At 72.3% G+C, this 17,972-nt stretch carries 12 protein-coding genes; 10 read left to right on the plus strand and 2 right to left on the minus strand.

The window, feature by feature from the left end; translation table 11 throughout:
- Positions 1-221 precede the first annotated feature (221 nt).
- A complete protein-coding gene (locus ATK36_RS01490) occupies positions 222-1,652 on the plus strand; it encodes an NF041680 family putative transposase (protein ID WP_098510205.1) in 1,431 nt (476 codons plus the stop codon).
- Between the two features lie 61 nt (positions 1,653-1,713).
- Here the strand turns inward: ATK36_RS01490 and ATK36_RS01495 are convergent, their stop codons facing one another.
- Complete coding sequence (locus ATK36_RS01495) at positions 1,714-2,742, minus strand: CobW family GTP-binding protein (RefSeq protein WP_098509488.1); 1,029 nt, start codon at positions 2,740-2,742, stop codon at positions 1,714-1,716.
- Positions 2,743-2,838: 96 nt separating this feature from the next.
- Here ATK36_RS01495 and ATK36_RS01500 point away from each other — a divergent pair, with 96 nt between their 5' ends.
- Complete coding sequence (locus tag ATK36_RS01500; RefSeq protein WP_098510254.1) at positions 2,839-3,342, plus strand: flavodoxin domain-containing protein; 504 nt, start codon at positions 2,839-2,841, stop codon at positions 3,340-3,342.
- Between the two features lie 225 nt (positions 3,343-3,567).
- On the opposite strand, the gene ATK36_RS01505 is transcribed toward ATK36_RS01500, so the two are convergent.
- On the minus strand, positions 3,568-9,036 hold the full coding sequence (locus ATK36_RS01505; protein ID WP_098509489.1) for an ATP-binding protein: 5,469 nt from the start codon (positions 9,034-9,036) through the stop codon (positions 3,568-3,570).
- A 423-nt stretch (positions 9,037-9,459) separates the two neighbouring features.
- Between ATK36_RS01505 and ATK36_RS01510 the strand changes: the two genes are divergently transcribed.
- From ATK36_RS01510 to ATK36_RS01545, 8 genes are all read left to right on the plus strand, one after another.
- Positions 9,460-11,001: a sugar ABC transporter ATP-binding protein gene (locus ATK36_RS01510; RefSeq protein ID WP_098509490.1), complete on the plus strand. Its 1,542-nt coding sequence runs from the start codon at positions 9,460-9,462 to the stop codon at positions 10,999-11,001.
- Complete coding sequence (locus ATK36_RS01515; protein WP_098509491.1) at positions 10,998-11,984, plus strand: ABC transporter permease; 987 nt, start codon at positions 10,998-11,000, stop codon at positions 11,982-11,984. The genes ATK36_RS01510 and ATK36_RS01515 overlap by 4 nt, the downstream gene beginning before the upstream one ends.
- A gap of 23 nt (positions 11,985-12,007) precedes the next feature.
- Complete coding sequence (locus tag ATK36_RS01520; RefSeq protein ID WP_098509492.1) at positions 12,008-13,018, plus strand: substrate-binding domain-containing protein; 1,011 nt, start codon at positions 12,008-12,010, stop codon at positions 13,016-13,018.
- 5 nt (positions 13,019-13,023) lie between these two features.
- The gene (locus ATK36_RS01525) at positions 13,024-14,433 is read left to right on the plus strand and encodes an L-fucose/L-arabinose isomerase family protein (protein WP_098509493.1); all 1,410 of its coding nucleotides are present in this window, start codon (positions 13,024-13,026) and stop codon (positions 14,431-14,433) included.
- Positions 14,434-14,643: 210 nt separating this feature from the next.
- Positions 14,644-15,057 carry an SsgA family sporulation/cell division regulator gene (locus tag ATK36_RS01530; protein WP_098510255.1) on the plus strand — a complete coding sequence of 138 codons (414 nt, stop codon included), beginning with the start codon at positions 14,644-14,646 and terminating at the stop codon, positions 15,055-15,057.
- Positions 15,058-15,398: 341 nt separating this feature from the next.
- Positions 15,399-16,937: a carboxylesterase/lipase family protein gene (locus ATK36_RS01535; RefSeq protein ID WP_245914156.1), complete on the plus strand. Its 1,539-nt coding sequence runs from the start codon at positions 15,399-15,401 to the stop codon at positions 16,935-16,937.
- A gap of 4 nt (positions 16,938-16,941) precedes the next feature.
- The gene (locus ATK36_RS01540; RefSeq protein ID WP_098509494.1) at positions 16,942-17,133 is read left to right on the plus strand and encodes a hypothetical protein; all 192 of its coding nucleotides are present in this window, start codon (positions 16,942-16,944) and stop codon (positions 17,131-17,133) included.
- A gap of 264 nt (positions 17,134-17,397) precedes the next feature.
- Complete coding sequence (locus ATK36_RS01545) at positions 17,398-17,835, plus strand: hypothetical protein (RefSeq protein ID WP_245914158.1); 438 nt, start codon at positions 17,398-17,400, stop codon at positions 17,833-17,835.
- Positions 17,836-17,972 lie beyond the last annotated feature (137 nt).

Genomic DNA, 17,972 nt, shown 5'->3' on the forward strand with positions numbered 1-17,972 from the left:
TCGTGCGCCGGTGGCCGCCCGGACCGCCGCGTTTCCCCTCCCTCGGCGCGTCGAATCCCCCTCAACCTGAAGCTGTGAAGGGGCCCTTCACGGACTCTGAGCTTGTTGTTTAACCCGGTTGCGTTGTCGCGCTACCCCGGTTGATCGTGGGTGAGGCCCTTGGTTGATCATTCTTCTTGCGACAGAAGGAAGATCACAACCAGGGGCCTCAGTTGATCAGTGTGCACGACGCCGGCCGTGCCGGTGCACTCGGGGAGTTGTCCGCGTTCCGGGAGCGGTTCCACCAGTGCCTGACCAGTCGGGCGGACGCCTTGTCCGACCTGGCCGACGCGGTGCTGTGCGCCGACGGGCCGGTCGCCAGCCTGGCCGAACTGTCGCTGGTCCCGGAGCATCGGCGCGGGCACGGCGCCGGCTACGACGCGATCAACCACGGCACGATCGAGGTCGGCCGGTTACGCACCACCCTGGCACGCCTGCCCCTGCCTCGTGCCGCGGGCGGGCGGATCGCATTGGGCGTGGACGTGTCGCACTGGCTGCGCCCGGACGCCGCGTGCAGCCCCGAGCGGCTGTTCTGCCACACCTACGCCCGCGGCAAGGGCCAGGCCCAGATGATCCCCGGCTGGCCCTACTCGTTCGTCGCGGCGCTGGAGACCGGGCGCACCTCGTGGACAGCGGTCCTGGACGCGGTCCGGCTGGGACCCGCCGACGACGCCACCGCGGTCACCGCCGCCCAGCTACGCGCGGTCGTGGGCCGGATTATCGACGCCGGCCATTGGCAGCCCGCCGATCCGAGCATTCTGATCGTGGCCGATGCCGGCTACGACCTGCCCCGGCTGGCGTTCGTGCTGGCTGATCTGCCCGTCGAGGTGGTGGGCAGGATCCGTTCCGGCCGGGTGATGCTGCGGCCCGCACCGCCCCGGCGGCCGGGCGCGCCCGGCCGCCGGGCCAAGCACGGTGGGGTGTTCACGTTGGCCGATCCCGCCAGTTGGCACACCCCCGAGCACACCACCGGCACCGACACCACCCGCTATGGACACGCCCAGGCCCAGGCATGGGACCGGCTGCACCCACGCCTGACCCGTCGCGGCCCCTGGCTGGACCACGACGGTGAGCTTCCCCTGGTGGAGGGCACCGTGATCCGCCTGCAGGTCGAGCATCTGCCCGGTGATCGCGACCCCAAACCGGTCTGGCTGTGGTCCTCGGTCACCGGCGCCAGTGCCGAACTGGTCGACCTGCTCTGGCAGGTGTTCCTGCGCCGCTTCGACCTGGAGCACACCTTCCGGCTGTTCAAGCAGACCCTCGGGTGGACCCGTCCCAAGCTGCGCGCCCCGGAATCGGCTGACCGCTGGACCTGGCTGATCCTGACCGTCCACACGCAACTGCGACTGGCCCGCCCGCTGGCCGAGGATCACCGCCGCCCGTGGGAGAAACCAGTCACCGAGCCCCGCCGGTTGACTCCGGCTCGGGTTCGGCGGGGGTTTCGCAACCTGCACGCGACGACAACCCGCCCCGCAGCCGCACCGAAACCCTCCCGGCCTGGTCCTGGACGCCCAGCCGGCTCGACCAACCACCACCCCGCAACCCGCTACAACGTCGGCAAAACCGTCAAACGCGACCTCACCCTCGCGCAGCACCGCAACCACACAGGTTAAACAACAAGCTGAGTCCGTGAAGGGCCCCTTCACAGCCTTGCCGGGGTCGTGCGCCGCGGGGTCAGGTGGCGGTGGCGGGTTCGTCGAGGTAGCGGAGGATCCGCAGCAGCCCGCGTTCGTCCGGCGTGTGATCGTCGGCGCGGCAGGCGGTCAAGCGCCGGGTCACCTCGGCGCGGTCGAGGCCCGCGCCGATCAGGACCAGCTCGGTCCGCCGTCCTCCGGCGGGCCAGGCCGAGCGGTCGAGCCGGACGAACGAGCCGACGGTGTGCAGGCCGAACCGGGCCCGCGGGTCCGCCGAGCCGAGGTCCAGCGTCCCCTTCACCCGGTACAAGCCGGGCGGGCGGTGCTCCAGAAACGCCAGGAAACGCCGTGGGGACAACGGTTCTGCCGAGGTGAACGTGATGCTCTCGTACTGGGTGTGCAGATGCTGCGAGTGGTCGTGGTGATCGTCCGCGCGCAGGTCGTCGAAGGACAGCTGGCCGTAGGTCTCCCGCGGGCGCGGGTCGAAGAACAGCTGCGGGTCGACCCGGCCGTGGTCGGTCACCAGCAGGGGGACGCCCGGTGCGAACTCCTCGGCGACGGTGCGGACCCTGGCCAGCGCGTCCGCGTCGGCGCGATCGGCCTTGTTGAGGATCACCAGGTCGGCCAGGCGCAGGTGGTCGGCGAGTTCCGGGTGGCGGGTGCGGCGCGCCTCGAACTCCGCCGCGTCGACGACGGCGGCGAGCCCGCCGTAGCGGATGTCCGGGTTCTCGCTGGCGATCATCAGCCGCAGCAGGTCGCGGGGTTCGGCGATGCCGCTCGCCTCGACCACGATCACGTCGATGCCCGCCTCCGGCCGGGAAAGCCTGCCCAGCATGGCGTCCAGCCCGCTCGCATCGACCGCGCAGCACAGGCAGCCGTTGCCGAGCGAGACCATGGTGTCGACCTGCCCGGCGACCGCGAGCGCGTCGACGTTCACCCGGCCGAAATCGTTGACCACCACGCCGATCCGGGCGCCCTGGCGGTTCGCGAGCAGATGGTTGAGCAAGGTGGTCTTGCCCGCCCCGAGGAAGCCCGTGATCAGCACCACCGGAATCCGCTGCCTGCGCACTTGGCCCCTCCTCCGCACCGGCCGTCGAGCCTATCCTGCCCTCATTCGGAGGAATGGCCGGGACGGGACCGGTCTCGAAGGCGGAGAATGGCGGGCATGACCGCAATACTCGTCGCGCACGCCGGGAAGAACGGCGGCACGCGCGGGATCGCCGAGGCGATCGCCGGCGAGCTTCGGGAGTTCGGGCTGAGCGTGGACCTGCGGTCCGCGGGCGAGGTCTGCGAGGTGACGCCGTACCGCGCGGTGGTGGTGGGCAGCGCGCTCTACTACTGGCGCTGGCGGCCGGAGGCGGTGCGGCTGCTGGAGGAGCACACCGAGGCGTTGCGGGAGCGTCCGGTCTGGCTGTTCCACAGCGGCCCGTGCGGCCCCGGTGCGCAGCCGGCCCGGGTCAGCCTGCCCGCGCGGGTCGCCCTGCTGGCCGCCGCGATCGACGCCGAACGCACCGCGACCTTCGGCGGCCGGCTGGATCCCGCCACCGCCCGCGGCTTCGGCCGGCTGCTGGCCATGGGCCGGCGGGCCGGCGATTTCCGGGACTGGGACCGGATCCGGGCGTGGGCCCGGGACGTCGGACACGGGGTCCGCGCGCACGCCGAACTCTGACCGATGTCCGTGAAGGGCCCCTTCACGGACTCTGCGTCCAGGGTGTCGGCAAAGTCGGTGTGGAGGGCCCTGCGCAGTTGAGGAGGGCTGTGAAGGGCCCCTTCACGGACCCGAAACCGGCCGGGCAGCCACGGCTCTCTCTGCTGATCACGGGCCCTCGACCAACTTTGCCGGGGCCACTCTGAGTCCGTGAAGAGGCCCTTCACAGCTTCGCCGGCGACCGGGTCAGCTCTTCAGGCCGTGCTCGATCGCCTCGATGATCCGCGGCCGCAGCTGGGCCACGCTCACGATCGCGTCCACCGAGCCGACCTCCACGGCGCGCTCGATGCTGTGCACCCGGTCGAACTCCGCGGCCACCTCGCCGAGCTTCTCGGCGCGGACAGTGGCCCGCACCTCGGCCAGCTCGGCCGCGCGGGCGGCCCGTTCGGCGCCGCCCGCCTCGGCGACGAGGGCCTGCAGTTCGCTCACCCGCGGGTCGGTCGCGGTGCGGGTGGTGACCTCACCGGCGAACACCACCGCGGCGGCCGGGGCACCGCCCAGCACCGAGGCGAACGAGCCTTCCAGCGCCAGCACCGTCATGTTCGGGTTGAGTGCCTTGGAGAACACCACGAACGCACCGCCGTGGTAGCGGGAGATCACGGTGAACACGATCGGGCCCCGGAAGTTCACGACCGCGCGGCCGATTTCCGCACCGTACTCCAGCTGCAGTTTCCGCATCGACTCCGGCGAGCCGTCGAAGCCCGACAGGTTCGCCAGCACCACCAGCGGACGGTTGCCGCTGGCCGCGTTGATCGCGCGCGCCACCTTCTTCGAGGAGCGCGGGAACAGCGTGCCCGCGGTGTAGGTGTCCGGCCCGTCGTTGGGCGGGAACCCGCGTCGCGGGACCGGCTTCGACTCGATGCCCACCAGGCAGACCGGCCGTCCGCCGATGTGCGCGTCCTGCACCGCCGCGGTGTCCGCGTCCGCCATGCCCGCCCAGCGTTCCAGCACCGGATGGTCCTGATCGGACAGTGCGCGCAGCACGGTGCGGATGTCGAACGGCTTCTTCCGGTCCGGGTTGTGCTCGGCCGAGAAGATCTCGCCGACGCAGGTGAACTCGCTGCCGGGGATCGCGTGCGGGTAGGCCGACATGTCCCGGGTCACCGGGTCGTTCGTGACGGCCTGGCGCGGGCCGGTCTCGCCGGGCACGACGTAGGCGTGATCGTAGTGCGCCATCAGCACGTCGCGGGCCCCGGCCAGGTCGGGCGCCCAGTACTGCGCCTGCCCGTTCGGGCCCATCACGCGGTCGTACCCGCCGATGCCGAAGTTGTCCTCCGCGGAGACGCCACCGGAGAAGTCCAGGGACTGCTTGCCGGTCAGCACCATCGCCGAGTCCGGCGTCATCACCAGGATGCCCTTGGTGTGCATGAGCATCGTCGCCTCGGCGTTCCAGTACGGCTGGCCACCCACGGTGATCCCGGAGATGACGATGTTGATCTCGCCGCCGTCCTGGGTGAACTCGACGATCCGCTTGAGCGCGGCGGCGATCCAGTCCATGTTCTCCACCCCGGAGTCCATGGAGATCTTCGCCCCGGCCGAGAGCGCGAACCACTCCACCGGCACCCGCAGCCGCTCGGCGAGGTCGAGGGCGCCGATGATCCGCGCGCACTCGGGCTCGGCGAGCGCGCCCAGTGCCTTCGTCGGGTCACCGAGCAGCACCACCCGCCGGACGCCCTCGGGCACCCGTGCGGTCGGCGTGCTGACCACCCCGGCGACGATGCCCGCCGTGTTGCGGCCCTTCGGCCGGTCCACCGGCACCAGCGCGCCGGTGTCGTCGAGATCGTGCTCGGCGAAGCCGCCCGCGCCGGCGAGCAGTTCGGTCAGCTCGTACGGGTAGACGGTGTCCCGCCGGGCGGCCCGCAGCACCTTCTGCCGGTAGTCGTCCAGCGGCTGCACCGGCTCCGGATCGGGGGTGCCGACGGTGAGCCGCGCACCCGAGCCGACCTCGTTGCGGATGGTCACCGCGACGTCGGCCAGCTCCCCGGTCTCCGGGTTCCGCCGGCGCGCCAGGAACAGGATTTCCTCCAGCCCGGCGCCCGCGGTGGTGGGCAGCACCCGCGAGGCGAGCAGGTGCAGCTCCTCGGTGGTCAGCTCGCTCGGCGGCCACACGTAGACCACGATCCGGTTGGTGTCGAAGCGTTTCCGCGCCGGGCGCTGCGACTGCACGGAACGGATCGCGGTGAGGCACGCGGCCAGCACGTCCTCGGCCGCGGGCAGCGCCACCAGCCGCCCGTCCGTCTCACGCAACGGGGTGAGGTCGCGCACCTGCGCCATCGCGACCAGCCGCTCGTCGGCCGGGTTGGTCTTCGCGGCGCAGTTGAACAGGTACACCTCCTCGTCCGCCGACGGCAGCCGGGTCAGGTCGAACTCCTGCAGCCGCTCCAGCTGCATCCGCTCGGCCACCCGCGGGTGCAGCCCGCGGATCAGCCGGTCCTCGGCGAAGGCGCCCTCGGCGGTGCGGCGGAAGGTGAAGTGGTGGTGCATCACCGCGCCGCCGCCACCGGCCACCGTGGCGGTGATCCGGCCGAGGTGCGCGGGCAGCGGCTGCGCGGCGAGCGCCGCTTCCAGCCGCGCGGCCATCGCGTCGCCGTCGGGCTGGTCGGCCCAGCGCAGGTAGACGTCCGCGACGACCGGGCCGGTCGCGTCCGCGGACAGCTCGGCCAGCGCCCGCATCGCGTCGGGCAGCTGCGGGAAGTCGACCGCGGTGGTGAGCACCCGCGCCGGCTCACTGTGCTCGGCGGTGACGAACGCGCAGCCGGCCACCGTGCGGCCGCGCACCTCGGACAGGGTCTTGTTGCCGTAGTAGCGCCGGGTCAGCACCTCCAGCAGCGGCGCCGGATCGGCGCCGGGCCGTCCGATGCGCTGGCCGAGCAGCCGGACCAGCGGCTCGGAGCTGGCCACCATGGCGGCGATCCGCTCCGCGCGGTCCGCCGCGTCCGGGTTGCTGTCCAGGTGCCGCAGATGCCCGCGTACGTCCGCGTACACCTCCGCGCGCGCCCGGCGCAGCATCGGCTGCGCGAACCAGCGGAAAACCACCCCACGGGCGAGGTCGCTGACCGCTGGGAACCGCAGCTGGGTGGCCGCGACCAGGTGCTCCAGCGCCAGGCCCGCCTCCTCGCGCAGCGCGCCGGTAGGCGGGGCCTCGGTCAGCCAGGCCCGCAGCAGGGCGGACACGATCGCGACGTCGCCGGCCGAACGCTGCTGGGCCAGGAAGATGCGGAAGACCGCCTCCTCCAGCGCCTGCGTGCGATCCAGCTCGCCGACGCCGTAGTGGGCGAGCACGCGGCGCAGCCGGGCCTGGAACTTCTCCGGCAGCCCGGCCCGCTCCACGTCGAGGCTCTGCAGGTAGGTGTGGAAGTACTCGCGCGAGCTGTGCACGTGGCCGGTCCCGCCGAGATCGTCGGCCGCGGGCTTGGTGCGGCTCAGCTCGGACAGATCGGCGAACATCCGCAGCAGCACCACTTCGTGCTCGATCGCGGGGCCTGCGTCCGGCTCGGCACGCGCGGCCAGGTACCCGGCGAGCACGCGGCCCTCGTCATGCGGATCCGCGTCGAAGCCGAGCAGCAGCCCGGCCAGATCCCCCCGGCCGCGCTCGGCCCGGACCCGCGCGGTCACGGCGGGTTCGGCGGGCAGGTCGATCTCCGCGATCTGGGCGTGCTCCACGGTTTCGGCCGCGTCGTCCTCGGCCAGCGGTTCGAGCCGAAGCAGCGGGGCGCCGGTCTCCACCTGGCTGCCCACCGACACCGGCAGCTCCTTGACCCGGGCGCGGAACGGCGCGCGCAGCACCGTCTCCATCTTCATGCTCTCCAGCACGAGCACCGGGGCGCCCGCCTCGACCTCGTCGCCCGCCGCGAGCGGGGTGGCGACCACCAGCGCGGGGGCGGGGGAGCGGACCACGCCGCCCTCGTCGAGGCTGACGCGGTGCGTCACGCCGTCGACCTCGACCAGGTGGGTCGGCCCGTGCGTGCCGGTGACCAGCCGGAACCGCGTGCCGTTCACGGTGATCTGGCCGCTGTGCTCGTCGAAGCGCTCGATCTCGACGTCGGCCGGGTGCACCTCGCCGCCGCCGCTGAGGCCGACCCGGAACCGCTTCGGCCCGATGCGGGCCACGGTGACCCGGTAGGACACGCCGCGCAGCTTGAGGTCCAGCGGACGGCCGCTCTCGTGCCGCGCCTGCGGACGGCCGCCGCGCGCGGTGGACAGCAGCCGCTGCAGGCCGGCCTCCTCCTCGTCCTGGTAGGCCTCGATCGCCGCGGCGGCCAGCGCCACCGCCGAATGCCGGGTGGTGACCAGCCCGCCCTCGCCGCGGACGCGGTCGATCCAGCCGGTGTCCGCGCTCGCGTCGAGCACCGCGGGCTGGTCGAGCAGGTCCAGCACGAAGCTCTTGTTGGTCGCACCGCCCTCGATCAGCACGGAGGTCTCGCGCATCGCCCGGCGCAGCCGCGCCAGCGCCTGGTCCCGGTCGGCGCCGTAGGCGATGATCTTGGCGATCATCGAGTCGAAGTCGGCCGGGATGGTGTCGCCCTCGCTCACCCCGGTGTCCACGCGGATGCCCGGCCCGGCGGGCAGCAGCAGCCGCGCGATCCGGCCGGGGGAGGGGGCGAAGTCGCGGTCCGGGTCCTCGGCGTTGAGCCGGGCCTCCACCGCGTGCCCGGCCTCGGCCGGCTGCGGGCCGGTCAGCTTCCCGCCGCCGGCCACGTGCAGCTGCAGCCGGACCAGGTCGGTGCCGGTGGTCAGCTCGGTGATCGGGTGCTCCACCTGGAGACGGGTGTTGACCTCCAGGAAGGCGAACAGCTTCTCGCCCGGGTGGTAGAGGAATTCCACGGTGCACGCGCCGCGGTAGCCGACCGCGACCGCGAGCCGCTCGGCGGAGGCCTTCAGCTCCGCGGTCTGCGCCGGGGCGAGCACCGGCGAGGAGGACTCCTCGATGATCTTCTGGTTGCGGCGCTGCACGGAGCAGTCGCGGACGCCGAGCGCCCACGCCGTCTCGCCGTCGGAGATCACCTGGACCTCGACGTGCCGCGCGCCGGTGACGAGCCGCTCCAGGAACACCACGCCGCTGCCGAACGCGCGCAGCGCCTCCTGGCTGGTGCGTTCGTAGGCCTCGGCCAGCTCCTCGCCCGAGGACACCTTGCGGATGCCGCGCCCGCCCCCGCCCGCGGTGGCCTTGAGCATCAGCGGGTAGCCGATCCGCTCGCCGGCGCGCAGCGCCTCCTGGAGCGTGGCCACCTCGCCCCCGCTCCACGGCGCGACCGGGACGCCGACCTCCTCGGCGATCAGCTTGGCGCCGATCTTGTCCCCGAGCCGGCGCATCGCGTCCGCGCTCGGCCCGACGAAGGTGATCCCGAGCTTCTCGCACAGCTGCGCGAACGCCGGGTCCTCGGCCACGAAGCCCCAGCCGACCCAGGCCGCGTCGGCCCGGGTCTCGGCCAGCGCGGTCTCCAGCTTGGCCAGATCCAGGTACGGGCGGGCGGACGCGGGCCCGAGCGGATAGGCGACGTCGGCCTCACGCACGAACGTCGCGGTGGCGTCCGCGTCGGTGTAGAGCGCGATCGTCTCGATCCGCTCACCGGTCTCCGCGGAGAGATCCCGGACCGCATGGATCAGCCGCATCGCGGCCTCCCCGCGGTTGACGATGGCGACACGATTGAACACGGACTGAGCCTCCCAAAATAACCCCGGAACACCACGCGCGGCGGCGGCGCCGGGCTTGCCGGACCACCGCCTGTGCCGTCTTACACACTGCTCCTAGGGCACCGCTCGGCGCACTGTTCCGGATGACGCATGCCGCGCCTGCCGGATTGTAGGAACCCGCCAAATCCTCCTGCGGACACCGGCCCGCAAGCCCGTTTCACGCGCGGTATGCCACAAATCACGCTGGTATGAACCATGGCGCGGCGAGCGCCTGACGATCGGCTGAATCCCCGATGTCCGGCGGTCGCGGGAGCGGTCCGGGCGGCCCAGTCGGCGCGGGCTCCGCCGGTCACACTTCCTTGTGACCCTTGACACACCATCGGGGCACCCCTACCTTACGTCGGTAATCGATTTCCCGACGCGGGCACGGCCGGGGGGCTGGTCATGGGCGACGGCGGAGTGCTGGTCGAGCTGGCCGGTGTCGGGCGGACCTACGGCGGGGTGCGTGCGCTGCGCTCGGTGGACCTCACCGTGCGCGAGGGGGAGGTGCACGCCCTGCTCGGGGAGAACGGGGCGGGCAAGTCCACCCTGCTGAAGATCCTCTCCGGGCAGGTCGCGCCCGGGTCCGGGGTGGTCCGGATCGGCGGCAGGCCGGTCCGGTTCACCCGCCCCGGGCACGCGCGCCGCGCCGGGGTCGCGATGATCCACCAGGAACTGGACCTGGTGCCCGCGCTTTCCGTGGCGGAGAACGTGTTCCTCGGCCGGGAGCCGCACACCCGCCGGGGCACGCTGGACCGGCCGCGGATGGCCGCGCGGACCCGGCGGGTGCTCGCCCGGTGCGGGGTGGATCTCGATCCGCGGGTCCCGGTGGACCGGCTGCGCACCGGTGAGCAGCAGCTGGTCACCATCGCCAAGGCGGTCTCGCTGGACGCCCGGATCCTGCTCATGGACGAGCCCACCTCGGCGCTTTCGCCGCGTGAGGTCGACCGGTTGTTCGCGGTGGTCGGGCAGCTCCGCCGGGACGGGGTGGCGATCGTCTACGTGTCGCACCGGATGGACGAGATCGGCCGGATCGCGGACCGGGCCACCGTGCTGCGCAACGGCGCGGTGGTCGCCGAGTTCGCGGCCGGGGAGCTGACCGCGGAACGGGCGGCGGAGGCGATGGTGGGCCGGCCGGTGGACCAGATGTTCCGTGCCTCCGGCGGGTCCGGCGTGGGTACCGCGGACGTGCTGCGGGTGGAGGATTTCGCCGTGCGCGCGCGACCGGGGCGTCGCGAGCCGGACGGGATCACGTTGTCGGTGAAGGCCGGGGAGATCGTCGGGCTCGCCGGATTGCTCGGCGCGGGGCGCACGGAGCTGCTCGAAGCCTTGTACGGGGCGTCTGGCTCGATCCCGGTGCGAGGACGGATCTTCGTGCGTGGCAAGGAATTTCGGCCACGGTCGCCGCGTCGCGCGCTGCGCGCCGGGCTGGCGTTCGTGCCCGAGGACCGGCGGATCGCCGGGCTCGCGCTGGAGCATTCCGTGGTGGCGGGCACCGTGCTGTCCATTGTGGACAGGCTGGCCCGGTTCGGGCTGGTGTCCGCTCGCCGCGAGCGCGATGCGGCGAAGCGCGCGGCGGACCGGCTGGGGGTGCGCGCGGATTCGCTGTCCGTCCCGGTCGGCTCGTTGTCCGGCGGGAATCAGCAGAAGGTCGTGCTGGGCCGGGCGTTGCTGACCGAGCCCGCGCTGCTGTTGCTCGACGAGCCGACCCGCGGCGTGGACGTGGGCGCGAAGGCGGAGATCTACCGGTTGCTCGGCGAGACCGCGCGGACCGGCGTCGGCGTGCTGCTCGCGTCGTCCGAACCTGCCGAGCTGGTCGGTGTGTGCGACCGGGTAGTGGTGCTGCGCGATGGACGCAGCGTGGCCGAACTGGACACGGCGACGGCCGGCGAGGCGGATCTGCTCGCCGCCTCGATGGGCGAGATACCGGCGGGAGGGCCGAAATGACCGCGCGGGGCGTGCTGGCCGTGGTGTTCCGGTTACAAAGCGTCTTCGGGCTGGTAATCGTATTCGCCGCGGCGATTGTGTTCTCCCCGCGCCGGGGCGGGGATCTGGTGTTCCTGGACAGCCAGAACCTGTTCAACGTGGTGCGCGCGATCTCCGAGATCGGCATCATCGCGGTCGGCATGACGCTGGTGATCCTGGTCGGCGGGATCGACCTGTCGGTCGGCTCGGTCGTCGGGCTGGCCAGCGTGGGTGCCGCCGAGCTGCTCACCTCCGGCTGGGGTCTGGTGCCCGGGGTGCTGACGATCCTCGCGGTGGGCCTGGTCTTCGGGGTGGTGCAGGGGATCGCGAGCGCGCGGTTCCGGATCCAGGCGTTCATCGTCACGCTCGCCGGGATGCAGATCGCGCGGGGCCTGGCCCGGATGTGGTCCGGCGGGGAGGGCGTGTCGATCACCTACGGCGACGGGCCAGGCCAGGCACCGGTGCCGTTCTCGCTGCTGGGCGAGCGCACTTTCGGCGGCGTGGTGCCGATCCCGGCGCTGATCTTCGCCGCCATCGCCGCGCTTGCCGTGCTGCTGTTGCGGTCCAGTGCGTTCGCCCGGCACGTGTATGCGATCGGCGGCAACGAAAAGGCCGCCGTGCTGTCCGGGGTGCCGGTCACCCGGGTGAAGATCCTGGTCTTCGGGCTGTGCGGCCTGCTCGCCGCGGTGGCCGGCATCGTGCACGCCGGGCAGCTCAACTTCGGCGGCCCGAACGACGGCACCGGCTACGAGCTGAACGCGATCGCCGCCGTGGTGATCGGCGGCACCAGCCTCACCGGCGGGCGCGGCTCGGTGTCCGGCACCGTGGCCGGCGCGCTGCTGGTCGGCGTGCTCGACAACATCCTCCAGCTCAACGACATCGACTCGAACGTGCAGCTGATCGTGGTCGGCGTGGTGATCGTGCTCGCCGCGGGTGTGCAACGGCTGCGCCCGGCCATCGCGTGAGCACGCGTCGGAAAGGGGAACGCATGTCCGCAACCACCCGCCACGGGGCGGCCGTCGCCGGACTGGTCCTCGTCTCGGCCCTCGCCGCCTGCGGCACCACGCACGAGAACGCGCCCGGCGCGGCTTCGGCGGGCGCCCCGCCGGCCCGGGCCTGCCAGGGCACCGGCGGCAAGTACACCATCGGGATGAGCCAGGCGAACCTCTCCGAGCCCTACCGGGTCCGGATGGACGACGACATCCGCCGTGCCGCGGCCGGCGTCGGCCAGTTCACCGTGCACTTCGCCGATGCCGCGCAGGACAACGCGAAACAGGTCGAGCAGGTCAACACCTTCCTCACCCAGAACATCGATCTGCTGATCATCAGCCCGAACGAGGCCACGCCGCTGACCGCGGTGGTGCACAAGGCTTACGCGCAGGGTATTCCGGTACTGGTGCTGGACCGCAAGGTGGACGGCGAGGGCTACACCTCGTTCATCGGCGCGGACAACGTGGACATCGGCCGTCAGGCAGGCCGGTTCTTCGCGGACACCCTGCTGCCCCACGGCGGGAAAGTGGTGGAGCTGAGGGGGCTCGCCGGGTCCACTCCGGCCAAGGAACGCAGTGCCGGTTTCGACCAGGGTATCGCCGGGCACGGCATCACCGTGGCCGGCACCGCGGACGCGGATTGGTTGCGGGACAAGGGACAGCAGCAGGCCGACGCGCTGCTGAAGGCGCATCCGGACGCGCAGGCGTTGTTCTCCGCGAACGACCCGATGGCCGAGGGCGCGCGGATCGCCGCGCAGAACGCCGGGCGGGCCGATCTGCCGATCACCGGGATCGACGGCCTGCCCGTGCCCGAGGGCGGGATCAAGGCCGTGGAAGCCGGACGGCTCTCGGCCACCTTCGTCTACCCGACCGGCGGCGCCGAGGCGATCGCCGCGGCGAAGAAGCTCCTGCTCGATTGCCGGCAGGTGCCGAAACAGCAGACCCTGCCCACTCGCCTGGTCACCCGCGCCGACGCGGCCCAGGTCTACACCGACTTGAACCGGAGCTGAGCACCATGGCGCGAATCGGCCTGATCGCCGTCTCGGACGGGCGGGAGCACGTGCACCGTCGCAACACCGGATTCATCCAGTCCAAAATGGACGCTTTCGCGGCAGCGCTCGCCGCGGCCGGGCACGAGGTGGTCGCCGGCGGGCTGGTGGCCGCGAACACCACCGCCACCACCGCGGCCCGTTCGGTCGCCGCGGCAGGCGTCGAGCTCACCGTGCTCTACTACGCGGTCTGGGCGTTCCCGCAGTTCACCATGCTCGCCGCGGACGCGACGCCGGGGCCGCTGCTGCTGGTCGCGAGTACCGATCCGGCGGAACCGGGCCTGGTCGGGATGCTCGCCGCGGGCGGCGCACTGGACCAGATCGGCCGGGCGCACACCCGGTTGTGGGGCGCTCCCGGCGATGCCGGGCTGATCGAGGACGTCGGCGCGCAGGCGCGGGCCGCGGCCGCGGTGGCCGCGCTGCACGGGTCGACGTTCGGCCGGTTCGGCGGGCGTCCGATGGGGATGAACACCGCGGTCGCCAACACCGACCAGTGGATGCGCACGTTCGGCGTGGACGTCGAGGAGATCGATCAATACGAGCTGGTGCGCCGCGCGGAGTCCGGCGACCTCGCCAAGGAGGCCGGGCGCGGGCGGGAATGGCTGGAGCGGTACGCCACGGTGCACTACGACGGCGACCGGCTCACTCCCGAGCTGCTGGAGCGGCAGCTGCGGCTCTACCTCGCGGTGCGCGACGTGGCGGCTGAACGCCACCTGGACTTCTCCGGGATCAAGGCGCAGCCGGAGCTGACCGAGCACTTCGCCACCGCCGACGTCGCCGAGGCCCTGCTCAACGACCCGTACGACTGGAACGGTCCCAAGCCCGTGCACGTCACGGCCACCGAGGCGGACATGGACGGCGCGCTCACCATGCAGCTGCTGCACCTGATTACCGGGACACCGGTGCTGTTCGCGGACGTGCGGCACTACCACCCGGACCGGGACGTGTGGGACCTGTGCAACTCCGGTCAGCACGCGACCTGGTTCGCCGCGCGCAGCGACGACCCGGCGGAGAACCTGGCGAAGGTGCACCTCTATCCGGAGGTGTTCTTCTTCCCGGCGGGCGGGGCCTCGGTCCAGCACATCGCCGCGCCGGGCGAAATGACGCTGGCCCGGCTGAGCCGGCTCGACGGCGAATACCGGCTGCAGCTGATGCTCGGCGAGTTCGAGCGGTTCGACGAATCCACCACCGCCGAGCTGGTCTCGCGGTCCACTCCGGAATGGCCGCACGCGTTCGCGCGGCTCGACGTGCCCGCGGCCACCTTTCTGTCCGGTTTCGGCGCCAACCACGTGCACGCGGTGCCCGGCGACCGGCGGCGGGAGGTGCGCGTGGCGGCCGCCCGGATCGGCGTGCGGCTGGAAGAATGGCGCAGGTAGCCGCCCTCCGGGCCGGCGCACCGCCGGCGCACCGCTCGCGCGTTTGCCCGTTCGTGTCGTTTTAGTTGCCCTCCCGGTGACCATCTGAGAGATCTGTCTCCACCAAAGGGGTGAAAGATCGCGAGCGGTGCAGCTTCTTCTCTCACGTGGGGTTACCTATGAAAGGAGAAACTCATAAGTAAACCGGTGCATGCGAAGGAGGTGGCGGACGTGGGTATCGAGCCACCGGTCGTCCGCGCGACGGTCATTTTCGGACTGCGTACGTTCGGGGCGGTTCCGCTCCCGGTGCGTGCCGACCTGGAGTACGACGCGGCGGACCCGTACGCCGTGTCCGTCGGCTACCACGCCGGCGCCGGGGTGGTGCGCTGGCTGTTCGGGCGGGATCTGCTCGCCGACGGCCTGCTGGCGCCTGCCGGGGACGGCGACGTCCGGGTGCGGCCCGCCGCCGACGAGAGCCAGGTCCTGGTGGAGCTGAACGCGCCGGACGGGTCTGCCGTGCTGGAGGCCGAGGCGGCCGAGCTGGCCGATTTCCTCGACCGTACCTACGACGAGGTGCCCTTCGGCGACGAGGCACTCTGGTTCGACTTCGACCGGGAACTGTCGAAACTGGCTATGCGCGACTGACCATTCGCCCGAGATGCGACTCCGGCCGCGCGGGGTTTCCGGCCCTGTGGCGACCGGGTGAGTTCGCGGGAATGACTGACGGGACGGTCCAGCGTTCCGCAGGTCGGGCCGAACAAAGGCGTGTGCATTCCGCGGCCGGTTTCCGGCCTTTCGGCCCCCTGGCGGGCGTCGCCCGCACTGGGGCGGAGGCGGGCTGTCGGCAGTCCCGCTTGACGCGTGAAGAAGTCTTCGTCACCGCGAAGCCGGTCAACGATCCGTACCGCCGCGGTTGACCTCTCCTGATCCCTCGCCCCCGCTGCCCCTCGCCCGGCCGGGTGAACCGGCCCGGTATCGTCCCGCCGGTGGTGGAGGCGGTTTTCGGCGCGGCACGGCGAGGCCTGCCGGCGGTACTGGGGCTCGTGCTGGCGCTGGCCGCCTCGGCCTGCGTTGCCTCGGACGCGGCCGTCGGGCGGGTCGGCGACGTGGTGCGCACGGCCTCGGGACTTGTGCGGGGCACGGTCGCCCCGGATCACCGCCTGTTCCAAGGCATTCCCTACGCCGCTCCGCCGGTCGGCGAGCGGCGGTGGCAGCCGCCGGCGCCCGCCGCGGCGTGGCCGGGGGAGCGGGACGCGGCGAAACCCGGCCCGCGCTGTCCCCAGGCACCGGCCGGGGCCACGGCGACGAGCGAGGACTGCCTCACCGTGAACGTCTGGACCCCGGCCGCCGGAGCCACCGCCCGTCCGGTGCTGGTCTGGCTGCACGGCGGCGCGTTCGTCAACGGCGGTGGCGACCGCTACGACGCGCGGCGCCTGTCGACCCGCGGCGACGAGGTCGTGGTCACGGTCAACTACCGGCTGGGCGCGCTCGGCTTCCTCGCCGATCCGGCGCTCGACACCCAGCCGGGCAACTACGGGTTCCTCGACCAGCAGCAGGCCTTGCTCTGGGTGCGCGACAACATCGCGGCCTTCGGCGGGGACCCGGCCGCGGTGACCATCGCCGGGGAGTCCGCGGGCGGGATGTCGGTGTGCGATCACCTGGTGGCCCCGGGTTCGCGCGGGCTGTTTCGCGCCGCGATCATCCAAAGTGGACCCTGTGGGCAGCAGGCGACGCTGGCGGACGCGGAAAGGACGAGCGTCGCGTACGCGGCTGCGCACGGCTGCCGGGACCGGGCCACCGCAGCGGCCTGCCTGCGCGCGCTGCCGCCCGGGAAGCTGCTCGACGCGCCCCGGTACGCCTCCCTCGCCGGGATCGAGCTTCCCGGACCGGTCACCGGCGGCTCCGTCCTGCCGCAAGCGCCGCCGGAGGGCATCCGCCACGGCGCAGCCGCCCCGGTACCGGTGCTGCTGGGCACGACGCACGACGAGTTCACCTACTTCCTCGCCGAAGAGACCGCCTCCAGCGGGCAGCCGATCACCCGGCACGGTTATCCCGAGGCTCTGCGCCGGGTCTTCCCGGACGCGGCGGCGGTGGTCGCCGAATATCCGGTGGACGCGTTCAGCGGCAACGCTTCCCTCGCCTATGCGGCGACCGTCACCGACTCCGTCTTCGCCTGCCCGGCCGCTCGGATGGCCGCCGCCCTGCCGTCCACATCGACGTACGAGTTCGCGGACCCGGCCCCACCGGGTGCGAAGGAAGTGTCCACACCGTTCCCGCTCGGTTCGCCGCACACCGCCGAGCTGTCGTACTTGTTCGACATCGACGGCCTTCCGGCCGCGTTCAGCCCGGCACAGCAGCGTCTGTCCGATCGGATGGTGGACGACTGGACCGCGTTCGTGCGCACCGGCCGGACCGGGACCACGGTGTCCTATCGGCCGGACGGCGTCGGGCCGCTCACCGGGTTCGCGAAGGACCACCACTGCGGGTTCTGGGCCACCCGGCCGGGGCCGGCAATGCCACGATGACACCATGGCGGTGACTGCGAGCGACCTGGACGAGGCGACCGAGTACGTGGCAGCGGCGCTCGGGCCGCACACCGACGGTGACTGGACCCGCACGGCCGGCGGACTGGACTGGGACTGCCGGACGACCGCCGAGCACCTCGGTGACACGCTCCTCTCGTACGCGGCCCAGGTCAGGGTGTCGGCAAAGTCGGTGTGAGGGCCTTGCGCAGACGGCGGAGGTCCGTGAAGGTCCGTGAAGGGGCCCTTCACGGACTCTGAGTCTGTGAAGGGCCCCTTCACAGACCCGGGACAGGTTTGGCGCACACCACGAGGTGGTCGCGCGTCTCGAGCCCTCTGCTTCGCCTGCTGCCGGGCGTGATCGACGAAGATGGCAGGCGCCGTCGATGATGCGCGGCAGCCACGGCTCACTCTGCTGATCACGGGTCCTCGACCAACTTTGCCGGGACCCTGCGCGGCCCAGGTGGTCAGCAGCCCGCCCGACCACTACGTCCGGTTCCTCGCCACGGCCGACGCGGAAGCCTCGCCCGCCGAGCTGCTCGAATTCGCGCTGACCGGCGGACGCCTGCTCGCGGCAGCAGTCCGTACGGCTGCTCCGCAGTCGCGCGCCTACCACCCGACAGGGAGGTCCGATCCAGCCGGCTTCGCCGCCATGGGCTGCGTCGAACTCCTGCTGCACGGTGACGACCTCGCCCGGGGCCAGGGTGCTGCGTTCGATCCGCCACGCGGGATCTGCGCCCGTGTGGCCGCCCGGTTGTTCCCCGATCAGGAGCCGGTCACGGACGCCTGGGACACGCTTCGCTGGTGCACCGGCCGGAACGCGCTGCCGGGCCGGCCGCGCCGTACGGAGTGGTCGTGGCGTGGAGCGCCACTCGAGGATGGCTCGGGGCCGGCTCGGTAACAGCGTTTCGCGTCTCGCGGAGTGAACGCGGCTGCCCACCGGACGGTCACTTCCGGTAGTCTCGAGGGCCAGGTCGAGAGGCGCTGCAACGGACCCGGCGGTCCGCCACGCTCGGCCGATCGCACCACGATCCCAAG

Origin of the sequence: Amycolatopsis sulphurea, from assembly GCF_002564045.1 — a bacterium.
Taxonomy (GTDB): Bacteria; Actinomycetota; Actinomycetes; order Mycobacteriales; family Pseudonocardiaceae; genus Amycolatopsis; species Amycolatopsis sulphurea.